The organism is Allobaculum fili, from assembly GCF_020969955.1.
Classification (GTDB): domain Bacteria; phylum Bacillota_I; class Bacilli_A; order Erysipelotrichales; family Erysipelotrichaceae; genus Allobaculum; species Allobaculum fili.
The window spans coordinates 84,103-99,725 of the sequence record NZ_JAHDSX010000003.1 but is presented as its reverse complement, the minus strand read 5'-3'; the positions used below and the strand labels follow the sequence as shown (position 1 = coordinate 99,725).

Here is a 15,623-nt window from a genome sequence, read left to right as displayed (position 1 = left end):
AAAGATTCAGAACAGCCGGCGAACCCCTCCGGCAAGCTTTCCAGTTGCAGTGAGTGAACGGACGTCAGAAGGCGGAAATTCAGAACGATCTTTTTCTTCTTTTCTGAGCAAGCCATTCGAATATGGAAGGCTTTCTCAAAAAACCGAAGGAAGAGGAGAGTACAAAAAAACCCGAAGCTGAGCTGGTTCGCTTCCAAAAAGCACGTCAGAATACAGGCTTTTCCATTGCAAAATACAGACGGACGAAAACGCGTCCAATGTTTGAACGACTAGTCCTTTCCCCCAAAGACATCGCCTTTTTGGTCAGAAAACGAGCGGCGCGGTTAGAGGGTCAGCCCGTTTGAAAGAGCCAAAACCCTGACTTAAGATTTAAATACTTATTAAATAAGATGAGTTGCTTAACTGAACAAGGAATTTATGATTCCTGCCTTCGTTTTGGTTTTGTGCAGTTCTGAGGATTTCATCCATGCACAGACGATGGGTTCCCAGAACGCCCCAAAAATCGAAACGAAAAACCGTCAGAGACAGGAGACGGTCTTGGTCTGGTAACAAACAAGAAAAATTCTGTCGATAAGAAAAGAAACAGAGGTATACCAACGTGAATTCATCCCCCAACCAAAACGGCACGCTGCAGTCCGATCCTGTTATGCCAAAAGATGCAAAACATCTTGAACCCAAAAAGAAAAAGATATTTACAAAGCACAAAGCGTATCAGTATTTTCTGCTGATCGTCGGCAGCATTCTTTTTCCAATTGGCGTCAACGTCTTTATTTCCCCCTGGAAATTCAATACGGGCGGCCTGATCGGTATCGCCCAGATCGCTTCGCAGATAATCTGCGGTTCCGTAAAGCTGTCCGGTCTTTTTAACACCCTGATGAACATCCCGCTGTTCATCCTGGCCTGGAAAGCCTTAAGCAAGAGCTTCCTTTTCAAAACGATTCTTTCCATTCTGATTCAGTCGACTCTGCTTTCTTTCTTAAGCGTTCCAACAACCCCGATCTTCGCGGATCCGCTCACCAACGTTATCTTTGGTGCGATCCTTGGCGGTCTTGGCATCGGTCTTTGCCTGCAGTCTGCGGGCAGCGCAGGCGGTCTGGATATTCTCGGCGTCTATTTCTCGGTAACCAAACCCGGATTCTCCGTCGGCAAGATTTCCTACATCGTTAACGCGTTCGTTGAACTGTTCGCCATTTCGATCTACGGTCTGGAAAACGCTCTGTATTCCACGCTGTTCATCGTCATCATGTACTTTGTCAGCGACCAGGTACACCTGCAGAACATTTCGATGACAGCTATGATCATTACCTCGAACCCCGAACTGAAACACGTTATTCTCGATCGAATCCACCGCGGCGTAACCTGGTGGAAAGGCAACGGCGCCTATACCGGCGACGACAAGGAAATTCTTCTCTGCGTCATGAACCGCTACGAAGTCCGTTACATGAAAAAGCTGATTCAGGAATACGATCCGAAAGCTTTCCTTCTGCTCAACCGGACCAAGGCAGCCCTTGGAAATTACGAACGCCGGTTAATGGAATAATCCTGTTTTTGAAAGCTGTAGCGAATCAAATGCTTGTTTATCGTTTTTGACAAATTTGTAATTATTAACATTTACAAGGGCAGAAACTGGATAAAATAAATGGTGATCATTGTCAAAGGGCAGCCGGACGACTGCCTTTTGACCCATACAAGGATCCAGCAGAACTGGATCACGGAGGAAACATTTTATGATTATTCAAAGCCGTAGAGTATGGGTCGTTGATACTTTCATGCCATGCCAGATCAAGACGAATGGCGAAAAGATTGAAGCGATTCTCCCTTACGAAACCCTGCCTGTTGACGAAGACTATGGCGATCTGCGCATCGTTCCTGGCTTCATCGATCAGCATACCCATGGCGCCTATGGATGGGACACCAATGACGCTACGGAAGAAGGCCTGCGCAACTGGATGAAGAACATCGTTCGCGAAGGCGTTACCGGCATCCTGCCGACAACCATCACCCAGTCTGAAGAAGTTCTGACGGCTGCGGTTAAGAACGTCGCCAAAGTCGTACGCGAAGGCTACGAAGGCGCTGAAATTCTCGGTATCCATTTCGAAGGTCCGTACCTTGATCAGGTGTATAAGGGCGCTCAGCCGGAACAATACTGCGTAAAACCGGACGTAGAACAGTTCAAGCGCTACTACGAAGCTTCCGATCATCTGATCAAGCTGATCACCATGGCCACCGAACATGACTGCGACTATGAACTGACTCACTTCTGCGTGGATCACGGCATTGTAGTCAGCCAGGGTCACTCCGGAGCCACCTATGAACAGGCACTGCTTGGCGTAGCCAACGGCGCGATGTCCATGACGCATGTCTACAACGGCATGACCAAATTCCATCACAGAGAACCAGGACTGGTCGGTGCAGCGTTCCGCTTCAGTGACGTATACGGCGAACTGATCTGTGACGGAAACCATTCCACAAAAGAAGCGATCTTCGACTTCTACAAAGCCAAAGGTCCAAACTTCGCCATCATGGTTACTGACTCCCTGATGGTTAAATCTCTGCCGACTGGAACTAAGGTTCTCTTTGGCGGAAACGAAATCGAACTGATGCCGGACGGATCCGCTCACCTGACATCCACAGGCGGACTTGCCGGTTCCACACTGAACGTAAACAAAGGTCTGAAAGTTCTTGAAGAAGCCGGGGTTCCATGGCTTTCCGCCATCAACTCCGTAACGATCAACCCGGCTACTCTGCTTGGCGTCAACGATCGCAAAGGCTCCATCCAGGCCGGAAAGGACGCTGACCTCGTCGTTCTCGATCCGAACTACGACGTAGTCATGACCTACACCAAAGGAAAGAAGGCATTCTAGTGAAGTATTACCTGCAGACCATCGATCCCGCTGAATTTCTCGAAGTCAATCAGGCGATTACCCTGAGCGGTGTCTATACCGAACCCATGGATTTTTCAAGATCGAATAAAAACGTCAAGGAGACGCTGAATTCGCTTCTTGAAGTCATGAGCGAAAGCCAGAATATCCTGCTCTATTCAATCGCTCCCAGCTTCCGCAGCATTCTTGAAGAGGGAAGACACCTGCAGGCATTCTCACCGCGTCTGATTCCCGTGGTCACTGCGGATTCCCAGGGCTACATGACCCTCAAAGCCGCGCATACGCTTCATATTCCGACAGCCTGCGGCCGAATCTTTACCCTCGAACAGGCGATGGCCTCCATGCATAACCAGGCGTGGCTGACCATTCTGGATCTTGAAAAGATTTCCCGCTTTGCACCAATTGAAGGCCTCGTTGAAGACGTCCTCAATACGGCTGGTGCCTATTCGCCCAACGAAGACTATGATCCTGATCGCGTTCTGGTCGTCGTTTCCGATTCCAGTCAGTTCCATATGGCCATTCAGGCCGGCGCCCAGAATATCTGCGCTCCGAAAAGCGTCTTCGATCAGATGCTGTATTCGCCTCTGACCAAGTCCGAATCCGTGGCAGCCAGAGATGAATGGATCGTCACCTATGCCCGCATGGAAGTTCTGGATGATGACCAATCCAGCGATGACGAAGAGGAAAATCTCGGCTGATCCGATTATTAAGCAAAACCAGATAGAAGCCCGCTCTAAAAAGCGAGAATTCATAAAAAAACTGCGAGGATCTTCTAAGTAAGTTGCCTCGCTTTTCTTATATCGTCTTTCGTCTATCGTCTTTCGTCAAAATCGTTGAAAAACTGAGCAGAAGAAAAAAGTCCGCCCTTTTCAGAAGCAGAGAAAAACGGGGATCATCGAATAAATGATCCCCGCAGCGGATTTATAGATTTATGGAAAGAATGAAACGATCTTCAGCTGTTTAACGGAATGTCTTTCGCGTAAACGCGGACGTTATGATCGGCGTTGACGTGGGAAAGCTGTTCGCACTCCCGCAGATCAATTTCCTTAAGGTCGTTTCTGGAGGCGTTGAGACTGACCAGAGAAATGCAGTCGTTAATGTTCAGCTGCGTAATCTGGTTATCGGAGCAGTTGAGATGGGCGAGATCCGGGCAGTCGAGAATGTTCAGCGTCTTCAGATGATTGTGCTGGCATTTGAGGTACATGAGCCAGGGACAGTCGTTTACGGTCAGCTTTTCGAGATCGTTGCTGGAGCAGTCGATTTTTTCGAGTTCTTCAAAGGTAACAATTTCCAGTTCATGAAGCTGGTTGTTCGAGCAGTCAAAATCGATGAGATCCTGCCATGGGTAAACGGTCAGCTCCTTGAGCTGATTATCGGAACAGTTGAATTCGGTAAGGTTTTCGAGGTTGCCTGGATCCAGAGAAGAAAGAAGGTTGCTGGAGCAGTCGAGAACCTGCAGATTCAGACAGCTTTTTACATCGAGTTCCGTCAGAAGGTTTTCGGAGCAGAAGAGTTCTTTTAATGCGGGGCTGGATTTGAATACGAGAGACTGCAGACGGCCGCAGCGGCAGTCGAGCTTGCGCAGACGGGAGCATCCATCGACGAAAAGCTGACGCAGCGGATTGGCGTACACGCGGACTTTTTCAATGTTGGGGCAGGCACGCAGATCCAGTCCGCGCAGGCGGTTTTCCTGACACGATAAAGACGTGAGCGCCGGCACTTCACTTAAGTTCAGAGAGGTTAACCGGTTTTCCCGGCAGGAAAGCTTGCGCAGGTGTTCATGTGAACCGAGGGTGAGCTCGGTGAGGTAATTGCCATCGCAGTTGAGATTTTCCAGATAAACGAGGCTGGAAATATCGAGCGCTTTCAAAAAATTGAGGCTGACGTCGAGCTTTTTGAGATAGCGGAAATGTTCAATGCCTTCCAGACTGTCAATAAAAAGGGAGGAGAGGTCGAGGTTTTCGATCCGGGAAAGAATATCGAGACTCAGAACATCGCCTTCCTTCAGCTTGCACTGCTTGCAGACGGCTTTTCGAAACTGAGCGTCCGGGAAAAATTGGGAATCGAGTCGAATGATTGTTTTGTTGTCGGAAATGGGCATGTCTATTCTCCAGACTGTGAAATATTATGGAATTTAAATTTTAATGGAAGAGCGAATGACGTGCAGGATCATCTCTGGAAAGCGCAGTCTGAACAAAAAGAAAACATTCGCAGCCGGGACTAAAATTGAATTCTGGTCAGCGGTTTATCTAAGCCAAATACGTCCAGAAAAAAAAGAAACCGGGCTTGAAGGCATTACTTCTGGGGGAATGGGCTTCCATCGGATCGAGCAGAACTCGCTAAGATCACTGTAGTCTTTAAAAAGAAGAGGTTATGAGGCTTTGCCCGAATAGAAATACGGTCAATGTGCTTTTAAACGATGCCAGGCCTGTACACAATGCTGAAACTGACGAGCTAGAGGAAGCGTTTCAGTGTACAGGACGGGCTTAGGCGGTCTGCATTGCGGAGTGATAAATGTTTTAGGCATCCTCGAAATGGGAATGAAGTCCTGCGCCTATAATGAGGATGTTAGATAGACAAGGAGGGAAAGTATGGAATTTGATAAGATGTCCGAGAATCTTCAGAAGATCCTGGTTGAAGCCATGAATGATGCGAAAGCAAAATCTCATGCCAGCGTGGATACGATTGATGTTCTCGAGGCGATGTTCAAAGACGGTACTCTCAAAGGCCTGTTTGATCGGCTGAATGTGAATCCGCAGACTGCTCTTTCCGTAATCCGTGAAGAAGAAAAGAATATCGTTAAATCCAGCTCCGCGAACATCAACCTGAGCAATGAAGTTCAGAAGTCCATCGAGACCGCGTCCAAATGGGCAGCGGAACACGAAGAGACCTACCTCAGTACGGCTACGCTCTGGATTGCTCTGATGTTCAACAAGTCGTATATCTCCCGCAAGCTGGTTCAGATTTTCAACCTGACCGAGCAGCAGTGCTACCAGGCTGAACTGGAACGCCGCGGAGGACGTAAAATGGATACCCCGAATTCTGAAGAAAACCTTGAAGCCCTGAAAAAATATGGACGCGACCTGGTCGCTGAAGTACGCGAAGGCAAAATTGATCCAATCATTGGACGTGATGATGAGATCCGCCGGATGATGCAGATCCTTTCACGTAAAACCAAAAACAACCCGGTTCTGATTGGTGAACCAGGCGTTGGTAAAACGGCTGTTGTTGAAGGACTCGCATGGCGTATTTTCAAGGATGATGTTCCAGAATCTCTGAAAGACAAGAAACTGATCGAACTGGATATGGGATCTCTGATCGCCGGCGCGAAATACCGCGGCGAATTTGAGGAACGACTGAAAGCCATTCTGGATGAAGTCAAACAGTCTCAGGGTCAGATCATTCTGTTTATTGATGAAATTCATAACCTGGTCGGCGCCGGCAAGACCGAAGGTTCCATGGATGCAGCCAACCTGCTCAAGCCAATGCTGGCACGCGGCGAACTGCACATGATTGGTGCCACCACCTTTAACGAATACCGCAAATACATCGAAAAGGATGCGGCTCTCGAACGCCGTTTCCAGCAGGTTCAGGTCAAGGAACCAAACGTAGAAGATACCATTTCCATTCTGCGCGGTTTGAAAGACCGTTTTGAATCCTACCATGGCGTACACATCAACGACGATTCGCTCGTTGCTGCCGCCGCGCTTTCCGATCGTTACATTACCGACCGTTTCCTGCCGGATAAAGCCATCGACCTGGTCGACGAAGCCTGTGCGACGCTGAAAGTCGAAATGGAATCCATGCCGCAGGAACTCGACGAACTGCAGCGTAAGATCATGCTTCTCCAGATTGAGAAAACGTCTCTGATGGATGAAGACGATAAGAAAGCCGCGGAACGCCGTAAAGAAATTGAAGAAGAAATGGGCCGTCTGCAATCCAAGCGTGATGAACTCTACTCCAAGTGGGAAGACGAAAAGCGTGAAATTGAACTCGCAAAAGAAGACAAGCAGGCCCTTGAAAAAGCCAAGCTCGATCTGGAAACTGCCCAGAACGAAGCCCGCTACGAAGATGCAGCCAAACTGCGCTACGCAACAATTCCTGAGCTCGAAGCCCGCATTGCTGCCCGTCAGGGAGAAGAAGCCGGTGAAGATGCTCTGATTCAGGAAACCGTCAACGAAGAAATGATCGCCAAGATTATTTCCCGCTGGACCGGCGTAGAAGTCAGCCGTCTGGTTGAGAGCGAACGCAAGAAACTGCTCAATCTCCAGAACGAAATGGAAAAACGCGTTGTCGGCCAGGATCATGCGATCAATCTGGTTGTCGATGCCATCCTTCGTTCCAAAGCGCAGATTCAGGATGAAAACCGGCCGATCGGTTCCTTCCTGTTCCTCGGTCCTACCGGCGTAGGTAAAACCGAAGTCGCCAAGACGCTGGCACAGCAGCTGTTCGATGATGAACGTCATATCGTACGAATCGACATGTCGGAATATATGGAGAAACACGCTGTGAGCCGTCTGATCGGAGCGCCTCCTGGATACGTTGGACACGAAGAAGGCGGTCAGCTGACCGAAGCCGTTCGTCGTAATCCGTACTCGATCGTCCTCTTTGATGAGGTAGAAAAAGCCCATCCGGATGTCTTCAACGTTCTGCTGCAGATCCTCGATGACGGCCGTATCACCGACTCCAAGGGGGTTACCGTCGACTTCAAGAATACGATTATCATTCTGACGTCCAACCTCGGCGCTCAGTATGCGTTTGAGTATGCCAAGGAACCGGAAATTCTCCATGAGAAATACATGGAAGAAGTTAAGAAGCACTTCCGTCCAGAATTCATCAACCGTATTGATGACATCGTGGTCTTCAACGCACTCGATGACAAAGCCTTCATCAAGATCGCGCACAAGTTCGTCGGCGAACTCGAACATCGTCTGGCTGAAAAAAATATTCGCCTGCATGTCAGCGACAAAGCCTACGACAAGATCGCCGAAAACGGCGTAGACCCTGTCTTTGGTGCTCGTCCAATGAAGCGTTACATTCAGCGTTATCTCGAAACGGACATCGCCCGTAAGATGATTGAAGAAGGCATCATGAACGACGCCGATATCTATGTAGATATCAAAGACGGAAAATTCACCGTCGGCATCATTAAAAAAGAAGACTAGATTTATAATCAGACCGGGAGAGATTTTCTTCCGGTCTTTTTTCAGCCTGACGGCTGCCCAGGCAGGAAAATAAAGGAGTAAAGCCATATGACGCTTACAGATATTCTTCGCGATTCCAGCAATATTGTCTTTTTTGGCGGAGCCGGCGTTTCGACCGAAAGCAATATTCCAGATTTCCGTTCTCCGACGGGTCTCTATGGAGAGAAAAAGGAAAACAAGTATCCCTATCCAGCGGAAACGATGCTTTCCCATTCGTTTTTTGTCCGTCACCCCAAGGAATTTTTCAATTTCTACTTCAATGAAATGATTTATCTCGACGCCGTTCCAAACGCCGCGCATTACGCGCTGGCGGATCTGGAAAAGATGGGCAAGCTGAAAGCCGTAATTACCCAGAACATTGACGGTCTGCATCAGAAAGCCGGATCGCTCAACGTGCTGGAACTGCACGGATCCGTTCTGCGCAACTACTGTACGAAAGACCATACGTTTTTCACGCTCGAAGAAACGATGAAAAACCGCGATCAGGACGGCATTCCAAGAGATCCGAAAGACGGCGCCATCATTAAACCGGATGTCGTTCTGTATGAAGAATCCCTGGACGGCAGCGTTCTGAACCAGGCGGTTTCGGCTATCGCTCAGGCTGACTGCATGATCGTTGGCGGTACCAGCCTTCAGGTTTACCCGGCAGCCGGACTTCTGCAGTATTTCCGCGGCCGCTACCTTGTTCTGATCAACCGGGACAGCACCCCGTATGACAATCAGGCGGATCTGGTCATTCACGATTCCATCGGCAAAGTTCTCGGCGAAGCCGTAAAGGAACTCAAAGCCGAAGAATAGGACAGAACTGGAAGGAAGACCGTTTCCAGCCCGGTTTCTTCGTTCCTGTTGAATCTCTGATAAACACGAAAGCCGCAGTTGGACACACGATCGATGTGTCGGACTGCGGCTTTTTTCGCGAAGCGTAAAGCTATAAATTTGCGAAGCTAGAAATTATGGATCCAGATGGATCCGGATTCTTCTGTCTGTTTTGGATAAAGAACAGGATCTGGCAGGAAAAGGTCACAGCGTCAGCTGCACATAATCCTTCGGATCGGACGCCACTTCAAGCAGCCGCTTGACCAGAATCTGCACGGTGACCTGATCCTCATGGGAAAGCTTTCGATAGTCTTCAACGAGCATCTGTTCATCAATCGAAAGAATCAGAGGGGAAGCGTCTCCCGGATCGGTCAGTCCCAGAATGTAATAAATGGAGACGTCAAAATAGCGGGCAAGCTCTTCGAGCTTTTTCTGGGGGATGTTCTTGATGCGGTTGGTCTCGTATTTGGAAATGGAAGTCGGGTTGACGCCGACGGCTGCCGCGACTTCTTCAAGAGTTTTCTTGCGCTGAATTCGAATGTATTTAAGACGGTCACCAATTGTCATATGTATAATTCCTTGCTTTAAGTATAGCGTAAAAAGCAAGATATTCTGTAAATCTTTCCTCAAAAGACAGATCCAGACGGACAGGACATCCGAAAACAGACAAGGTACAGCTTTTTGAGCTGTACCTTGCATGGTTTTGTGGTATTTGAGCGTCACCAGATCAGAAAGCCTCAGACGAGAAAAATACCTTCTGGATCCGTCTGGTTTGCGGATGGGTTCAGCCGATCCGGCCTCTTACTCCCCGCTGAACTCGCGAAGCGTGTCCATGATCGTTTCCAGAATCTTTGTAGGGGGCAGATCGAGTGTTTCCGCAACCAGATCGATGACGGTTTCCGGGTCCGCGGTTTCCCCTTCGGGGGATTCGCCGCCAAAGAGCTGATAAAGATGTTCAAAGAAGTTTTCTGTCGGCTGCATCTCGAGCGCCTCGATGATTTTCGCGCGCAGCCGGCGGATCGGGGAATCGCTGTGGACGGAAACGGATTCCGTTTCGTCTTTTTCGTCATCCAATTCTTCGTCTTCGGATTCCTGACCGAATCCATAGACGATCTTCGCCATATCCTTTCCATAGACGTCGAAGGCGGCGATGGACATGTGGATCGCGTCATCGAGCACGTCTGGATTTACGGTACTGTTTTCCAGGTTGATGTACGTTTTGTAGCGGATTTCTCCATCGCGCAAATCCATTTCGAAGTTTCCGTTGCGCAGCCCGTAGTTGGCATTCGTCTGAAGAACAGCCAGTTTCGTCATCATTTTGCGATCGCTGTCATCCCCGCGGAAGGGAGCGATCATGTACATGGTGAGGGTATGATCGCACAGCCGGATCGCGAAATCGTAGGCTCTGAATTTGGACTTCGGCACAAGCATGGAGAAGCGGATCAGGCCGTCGTTCGTGTCGTCGAATTTGTGGATGCCGATTTCTTCAAACGCATCCAGAACCCATTTATGGGTTTCTTCTGCATAGTCGTAATGCATAATGTATTTCCTCCTTTTTTCCCTGAGAAACCAGGAACGGAACGCGAATTCGATTCCTTCGCTTCTCAGCGATAAAGAGAAGCGATCGGGGGAACCGAACCTGTATCTGGTTTTCAGTATAGAAGTACGAGAAAACTGAATTTTGGAGGGGTAAAAATTCTGCTCTGAGCTCAAACAGAAGAGATCTTCAAAGACGAACCCTTTCTTTGGAGAGGATCCGGGCGCTTTTGGAAGGCGCTCTTTTTTGCAGGACCAAACCGGAAATTCTGTTCCGAAAAAAGGCCGGCGCTGTGAGAGCCAGAGAAACCGAAGAAAGAATTACACCCGGATCGGCCAATCGGACGGTCGGAACGCGAGCGGATGATCCAGGGCATGCGAGAGAATGGAAAACTTACGACACAAAAACTGCGCAGATTGGGCAAAAACAAGTTCGAAAGCCGACAGAATCACCCCTTCTTTTTGGGAAACGAAGAAAGGCAGTAAATTTTAATTACGATTATATCTAGATCGAATTCGAGCCTTTCCTATACATCACAGCGGAGGAAAGGCTCGGAGTGTCCTAACAAATCAACCGGCACAAAGAACGGTTAAAGATAAAGCACGCATTTCCTGGCGAACCTTCGCAAGGCTTGAAGGCAGACCGGGAAACGGCGGTTTCTACGGTAGTGAAAAGAGAAGAAAAGGCAGGAAGAACCCATATGAAATGTCCAAAATGCAAAGCAGAAATTCCAGACGGCATGAAGTTCTGCATGAACTGCGGAGCACCGGCTCCCGAAAAGAAAGGCGGCCTTTCCAAAGGCGCCAAAAAAGGAATCTTAATTGGATGCACGGCTGCAGTCGTCGCTGCCGGGGTAGGCCTTGGCAGCTGGATGGGCCGGTCGATGAATTCTGGAAACTCCTATGAAGCAGCGATTGCGGCTGCAGAAAAATATATGGAAACTCAGGATTACGACAAAGCGGAAGAAGCGCTTCTGGAAGCCAAGAAAATTGATCCGAAACGATCCGATACGTACGAACAGCTCTATTCTCTGTATTCGAATCAGGGCGACGAAGAACAGCTCATCGGGCTCGTAGAAGAAGCGCAGACCGTTCTGGATCAGCAGGAAAACGATACGTTTACCCAAAACGTGAACGAGATGGCCGAAGCGGGTCAGGCCGTACCGATCGAAGAAGTCATGAATGCGGCTGCCGATACGATTCAGTACAGCAAGCATATGAATGAGGCGATGGATTCCCTTGAACAGGCGGATGTGGCGACCGCTGTCCGTCTTCTGAATTCCGCAATTGAAATCAATCCCGCCCGATCCGACGCCTACCTGCTTCTTTATCAGGTCCTGATCGAAAGCGGAGATGTGATTGAAGCCCAGCAGGTCGTTGCGGATGCGCATGCCAGTCTGCCGGACAGTGAGCAGGAAGAGTTTGATACGCAGCTCGCCAATGTAACCAGACCGGAAGAAGACGGAAAAACCGATCCGGGATGGACGAAAGTTGCGGATTTAGGTCCGCTCGATTTTACCCCGATTGAAATTGGCGAACAGGGCTGGCTGATCGCCGCCGACGGCGTTTACGGCTTTGTGACCCCGCAGGGAAAAGTTACCCGTACGGATCGAAAGCTCAGCTGCGAGATTCTGCTGAAAAATTCGCAGGCGAAAATTCCGGAAAGCATCCAGTCTGTTTCACTGCGCGCGGACGATCAGGGCAAACAGTACGAAATTACAAAAGATCTGCATGAAGCAAAAGCTGTGCCCGTCAAGAAAGAGGAAAAGCCCTCTTCCGCGAAGAAGGAAGAAAAGCCGGCTGCAGCCGACAAGAATGAAAAAACGGCTGCAGAAAAGACGACGCATTACGCGCTCAACGAAAAGCTCGAACTTATCGTAGTCGGAAACACTTCGGAAAAAATTGCTTCCCAGGAAGCACCGATTGCTAAGGAGAACAACGACGCGTCCGATTCCGATCCATCTGCTGCCGATGCCGCTCAGGATGGAAAAGCGGATCCGAATGCGGGAGCAGACGATACAAAAAAGGCGTCCGGCGAAACCTCTGCGAATGAAAAAACTGTAAATGAGAAAGCGGCCATCCAGCAGCCTGCCGCACCGATTCTGGTTCGCGTCGAGAAAAAGGCCGCTTCCGATGAGAAGGCACCCGCTGCAAAGGACAAAGCGAAAGAGGATGTCTACTATATTTACAATCCGGTAAACCGGAAAGCCTACGGTCCATACGATGCAAAACAGATTCCCTGTTTTGCACTGATCGAACGCGAAGTTCCCGCCATGAGCATAGTGAATACGGAAAACTATGCTCTGGGCCCCTTCTTAGCGCTGAACACAGATCGGACGTTCACGATCATTTCCGCAGACGGAAAGAAATCCAAAGAGGGAATCCTGGACGTTTCCAGACCCGGTCTGCATGGAATCGGAACGTATTCCAAAAAAGGATTTGAAATGCTGGACGGCAGTCTGAAAGTCGAATACGCCGGAGAGTTTGAAGACGGCGGCTGGATGATTCGCAGCGTTGCGCCGGTAAAAATCAACGGGAAATGGAAACTGGTTCGCTTTGACCAGAATGAAAACGCTGGGGTTAATGCCATTTCAGAAGCGGAAGAAAAAACGCAGACTCCGGATGAAAAAGACAGCGCAGAACTGAAAGCAAAGGAAGAAAAATCGCAGGACCAGAAAAAAGAAGACGAGCCTTCACAGGCTCCAGCGGAAGCTGCTGACGGTGTGAAAAAGAAAAAAGCTTAAGCCGGCCAGTAAACGCTTAAGCAGGGAATAAAAGCTAAAGCAGAAAACGAGGACAGAAGTCTGCGTGTACGCAGCCCGTTCCTTTCCATTGGAATCGAACAGGCAAAACCATACGCGCGCAGGCGTCTATCCTTGCAGACAGAGAGAAAAAGGGAAGCAGGGAAGACTATGACATCAGCGGAACTTTCGAAAATGTATCAGATCAAAGGAAGAATCGGGAGCGGAACAGGCGGCCTGGTGATTCTGGCCTATCAGATCAACCTGAGGCGGTATGTCGTTTTAAAGCAGATTCTTAACCCCTCGATCGATGAGGAAGCCAACCGCATGGAAGCCAACCTGCTGAAAAAACTGAAAAGCCGGTATTTGCCGGCCGTCTACGATTACCTCGAAGTCGACGGGAAGTTTTTCACCGTCATGGAATTTATTGACGGGCGCTCGCTCGAAAAGATTCTGGAAAGCGGCGAAAACTTTGGACTGCTGCAGCTGCGGCAGATGGGGATGGATATTGCCTCTGCCTTAAGCGAACTCCATCGTCAGGAAAAGCCGATTCTTCATCTGGACGTAAAGCCGGCCAACATCATGATTCGAAAAAATGGAGACGCGGTTCTTATTGATCTGAACGCGTCGATGGAAGGAAACAGCGCGGAAGGCATCGGCGGAACGCCAGACTACTGCTCTCCCGAACAGAAACGGGTGTTTGAACAGTTCCAGGCACACGGATCCATGCCCGGCTTTCGCGCGCTCAGCCCGCGCAGCGACATTTACTCGCTGGGAGTCACCCTCTATCACGCGGCTATGGGAAAAATTTATACCCCGGAAGATCCGCAATGGGACGGGCTGGCCGCGAAAACTTCAGAAGAGTTTATGGAAATTCTGAAAAAGGCGCTCGCGCAAAAGCCGGAAGATCGCTACGAATCCGCGGAGCAGATGAAGGAAGATCTGTCGGTGATGGAAGAATCCAGCAGCCGCATTCGCAAATGGCGAAAGACCGTCAAAACGCTGAAAACCCTCTGTACTGCCGGGCTGGTGTTCTTTATCGCGCTCGGCGCGTTCTCGGTCTACCTGATCGTGCAGGATGGAAAAGATCAGTATGACCATCTCACGACGGCCATGACCGAACAGATTCGAAACGGACAGTATGCCCAGGCGCAGGAAACGTATCAGAAAGCCAAGGAAGTCAGCTCCTCCAAAGGCTATGCGGACCTGCTGCGCTCGGACATGCTGATCGCGCAGGGAAAATATGCGGAAAATGAACAGTATCTGGCGGATACCGTTTTGCAGATGGATGACATTACCAAAAATTCGAACTATCTCGCGCAGGCGCTGAAAAACCTGGCTGAGTCGCAGTTTGCGCTTGGCGAGTATGAACCGGCTGCGCAAAATTACGCTTCAGCCTACGAATTACAGGAAGACGACGCCGCACTGGCGCGCGATTACGCCATCACGCTGGCGTATCTTGGAAACTTCGATCAGGCGAATACCGTTCTGGAACAGGCACAGGCTGGCGGACTGACGTCTGGCGATCTGGTCCTTGCCCAGAGCGAGATCCAGCATGCGATGGGCAATACCGCGCAGGCGATCGAACAGCTTGAAGCGCTGAAAATGGAGACAGCCGATCCGGCTATGCAGTATCAGATTTACTGCCGCCTTCCGGACTGGAAAATGGAAGTCGGCGAGTATGAAAAAGCAGCCGGCCTTTTAGAAGAAGCGATCGAAAAACTGCCCGAGGCGTATGGATTAAGAATGCGTCAGCGGCTGATTCGCGTCTATTCGCGCCTGGCTTCAAATTCGCCAGACAAGAAGTATCTCCAGAAGGAGGCGGATCTTCTTCAGGAAATTGTGAATCAGAACTATGCCTCGTATCAGGATCTGAACAATCTGGCCGTAGTAAACCAGAAACTCGGCCGCTTTGATGAAGTGGAAAAAAACATTGCCCGCATGGAAGAAGTACAGCCCGGTCATTACAACAATGCGAAACGCCGCGCGTTCCTGGAACTCGATCGACAGCTGGCGGCGCCGGTTACGGCCCGGGAGTTCCACACCTTTGATCAGTATTATCAGCAGGCTTTCGCGCAGTACGACAGCTCGACTGGAGATACCGAGATGGATCTGCTCGAAACCCAGCATGAAGAAGTAGAAAACGGAGGATGGCTCGAATGAACAAAACCATCGGAATCATCTGCCTGGGAATTGCCATTGTCGGCGTTGTGATCTGTCTGGCCGTTCTGATTTATCTGAACAATGTCAAAGAGAAAAAAGAACAGCAGATTCTTCAGGCGATTCACGAAGAATACCGGGCGAAAAGCTGACCAGTTCCGCCAGCCTCATGCGCCAGCCGTCTCAGGGTGAACCTGCGCTTAACGCTAAGCTCGGCAGGCCATAAAGACGGTTTTGCCGGATGGCGTCGACGTACCGACGTGTTTTTCTGTGCAGAAGCCGAG

The 15,623-nt window shown here is 49.7% G+C and carries 12 protein-coding genes; 9 read left to right on the top strand and 3 right to left on the bottom strand.

Going from position 1 to position 15,623, the window contains the following annotated elements; all coding sequences use genetic code 11:
• The first annotated feature begins 122 nt into the window (after positions 1-122).
• The 4 genes from Afil_RS01665 to Afil_RS01650 all read left to right on the top strand — a co-directional run bounded on the left by Afil_RS01665 (position 123) and on the right by Afil_RS01650 (position 3,580).
• Entirely contained in the window at positions 123-344 is a 222-nt protein-coding gene (locus Afil_RS01665; RefSeq protein ID WP_230266794.1) for a hypothetical protein, read from the top strand.
• A gap of 254 nt (positions 345-598) precedes the next feature.
• On the top strand, positions 599-1,540 hold the full coding sequence (locus tag Afil_RS01660) for a YitT family protein (protein WP_230266793.1): 942 nt from the start codon (positions 599-601) through the stop codon (positions 1,538-1,540).
• 187 nt (positions 1,541-1,727) lie between these two features.
• A complete protein-coding gene (gene nagA, locus Afil_RS01655; RefSeq protein WP_230266792.1) occupies positions 1,728-2,864 on the top strand; it encodes an N-acetylglucosamine-6-phosphate deacetylase in 1,137 nt (378 codons plus the stop codon).
• The gene (locus Afil_RS01650) at positions 2,864-3,580 is read left to right on the top strand and encodes a beta/alpha barrel domain-containing protein (protein ID WP_230266791.1); all 717 of its coding nucleotides are present in this window, start codon (positions 2,864-2,866) and stop codon (positions 3,578-3,580) included. The genes nagA and Afil_RS01650 overlap by 1 nt, the downstream gene beginning before the upstream one ends.
• A 254-nt stretch (positions 3,581-3,834) precedes the next feature.
• Here the strand turns inward: Afil_RS01650 and Afil_RS01645 are convergent, their stop codons facing one another.
• Entirely contained in the window at positions 3,835-4,983 is a 1,149-nt protein-coding gene (locus Afil_RS01645) for a leucine-rich repeat domain-containing protein (protein ID WP_230266790.1), read from the bottom strand.
• Between the two features lie 490 nt (positions 4,984-5,473).
• Here Afil_RS01645 and Afil_RS01640 point away from each other — a divergent pair, with 490 nt between their 5' ends.
• Positions 5,474-8,047, top strand: a complete 2,574-nt coding sequence (locus Afil_RS01640; protein WP_230266789.1) for an ATP-dependent Clp protease ATP-binding subunit — start codon at positions 5,474-5,476, stop codon at positions 8,045-8,047.
• Positions 8,048-8,134: 87 nt separating this feature from the next.
• Positions 8,135-8,884: an NAD-dependent protein deacylase gene (locus Afil_RS01635; RefSeq protein WP_230266788.1), complete on the top strand. Its 750-nt coding sequence runs from the start codon at positions 8,135-8,137 to the stop codon at positions 8,882-8,884.
• A 222-nt stretch (positions 8,885-9,106) separates the two neighbouring features.
• On the opposite strand, the gene Afil_RS01630 is transcribed toward Afil_RS01635, so the two are convergent.
• Complete coding sequence (locus Afil_RS01630) at positions 9,107-9,469, bottom strand: helix-turn-helix domain-containing protein (protein WP_230266787.1); 363 nt, start codon at positions 9,467-9,469, stop codon at positions 9,107-9,109.
• 234 nt (positions 9,470-9,703) lie between these two features.
• Entirely contained in the window at positions 9,704-10,441 is a 738-nt protein-coding gene (locus Afil_RS01625) for a type III secretion system chaperone family protein (protein WP_230266786.1), read from the bottom strand.
• 698 nt (positions 10,442-11,139) lie between these two features.
• Between Afil_RS01625 and Afil_RS01620 the strand changes: the two genes are divergently transcribed.
• The 3 genes from Afil_RS01620 (at position 11,140) to Afil_RS01610 (ending at position 15,491) form a co-directional block, all read left to right on the top strand.
• Positions 11,140-13,182, top strand: coding sequence for a tetratricopeptide repeat protein (locus Afil_RS01620; protein ID WP_230266785.1), 2,043 nt, complete (start codon positions 11,140-11,142; stop codon positions 13,180-13,182).
• Positions 13,183-13,350: 168 nt separating this feature from the next.
• Positions 13,351-15,342 carry a serine/threonine-protein kinase gene (locus Afil_RS01615; protein ID WP_230266784.1) on the top strand — a complete coding sequence of 664 codons (1,992 nt, stop codon included), beginning with the start codon at positions 13,351-13,353 and terminating at the stop codon, positions 15,340-15,342.
• On the top strand, positions 15,339-15,491 hold the full coding sequence (locus tag Afil_RS01610; protein WP_230266783.1) for a hypothetical protein: 153 nt from the start codon (positions 15,339-15,341) through the stop codon (positions 15,489-15,491). The genes Afil_RS01615 and Afil_RS01610 overlap by 4 nt, the downstream gene beginning before the upstream one ends.
• The last annotated feature ends 132 nt before the right edge of the window (positions 15,492-15,623 follow it).

Bases quoted from the DNA above. Each gene is read 5' to 3' on its own strand.
- Afil_RS01665 (WP_230266794.1), top strand. From the start codon at position 123: ATGGAAGGCTTTCTCAAAAAACCGAAGGAAGAGGAGAGTACAAAAAAA.
- nagA (WP_230266792.1), top strand. From the start codon at position 1,728: ATGATTATTCAAAGCCGTAGAGTATGGGTCGTTGATACTTTCATGCCA.
- Afil_RS01645 (WP_230266790.1), bottom strand. From the start codon at position 4,983: ATGCCCATTTCCGACAACAAAACAATCATTCGACTCGATTCCCAATTT.
- Afil_RS01640 (WP_230266789.1), top strand. From the start codon at position 5,474: ATGGAATTTGATAAGATGTCCGAGAATCTTCAGAAGATCCTGGTTGAA.
- Afil_RS01635 (WP_230266788.1), top strand. From the start codon at position 8,135: ATGACGCTTACAGATATTCTTCGCGATTCCAGCAATATTGTCTTTTTT.
- Afil_RS01630 (WP_230266787.1), bottom strand. From the start codon at position 9,469: ATGACAATTGGTGACCGTCTTAAATACATTCGAATTCAGCGCAAGAAA.
- Afil_RS01625 (WP_230266786.1), bottom strand. From the start codon at position 10,441: ATGCATTACGACTATGCAGAAGAAACCCATAAATGGGTTCTGGATGCG.
- Afil_RS01620 (WP_230266785.1), top strand. From the start codon at position 11,140: ATGAAATGTCCAAAATGCAAAGCAGAAATTCCAGACGGCATGAAGTTC.
- Afil_RS01615 (WP_230266784.1), top strand. From the start codon at position 13,351: ATGACATCAGCGGAACTTTCGAAAATGTATCAGATCAAAGGAAGAATC.
- Afil_RS01610 (WP_230266783.1), top strand. From the start codon at position 15,339: ATGAACAAAACCATCGGAATCATCTGCCTGGGAATTGCCATTGTCGGC.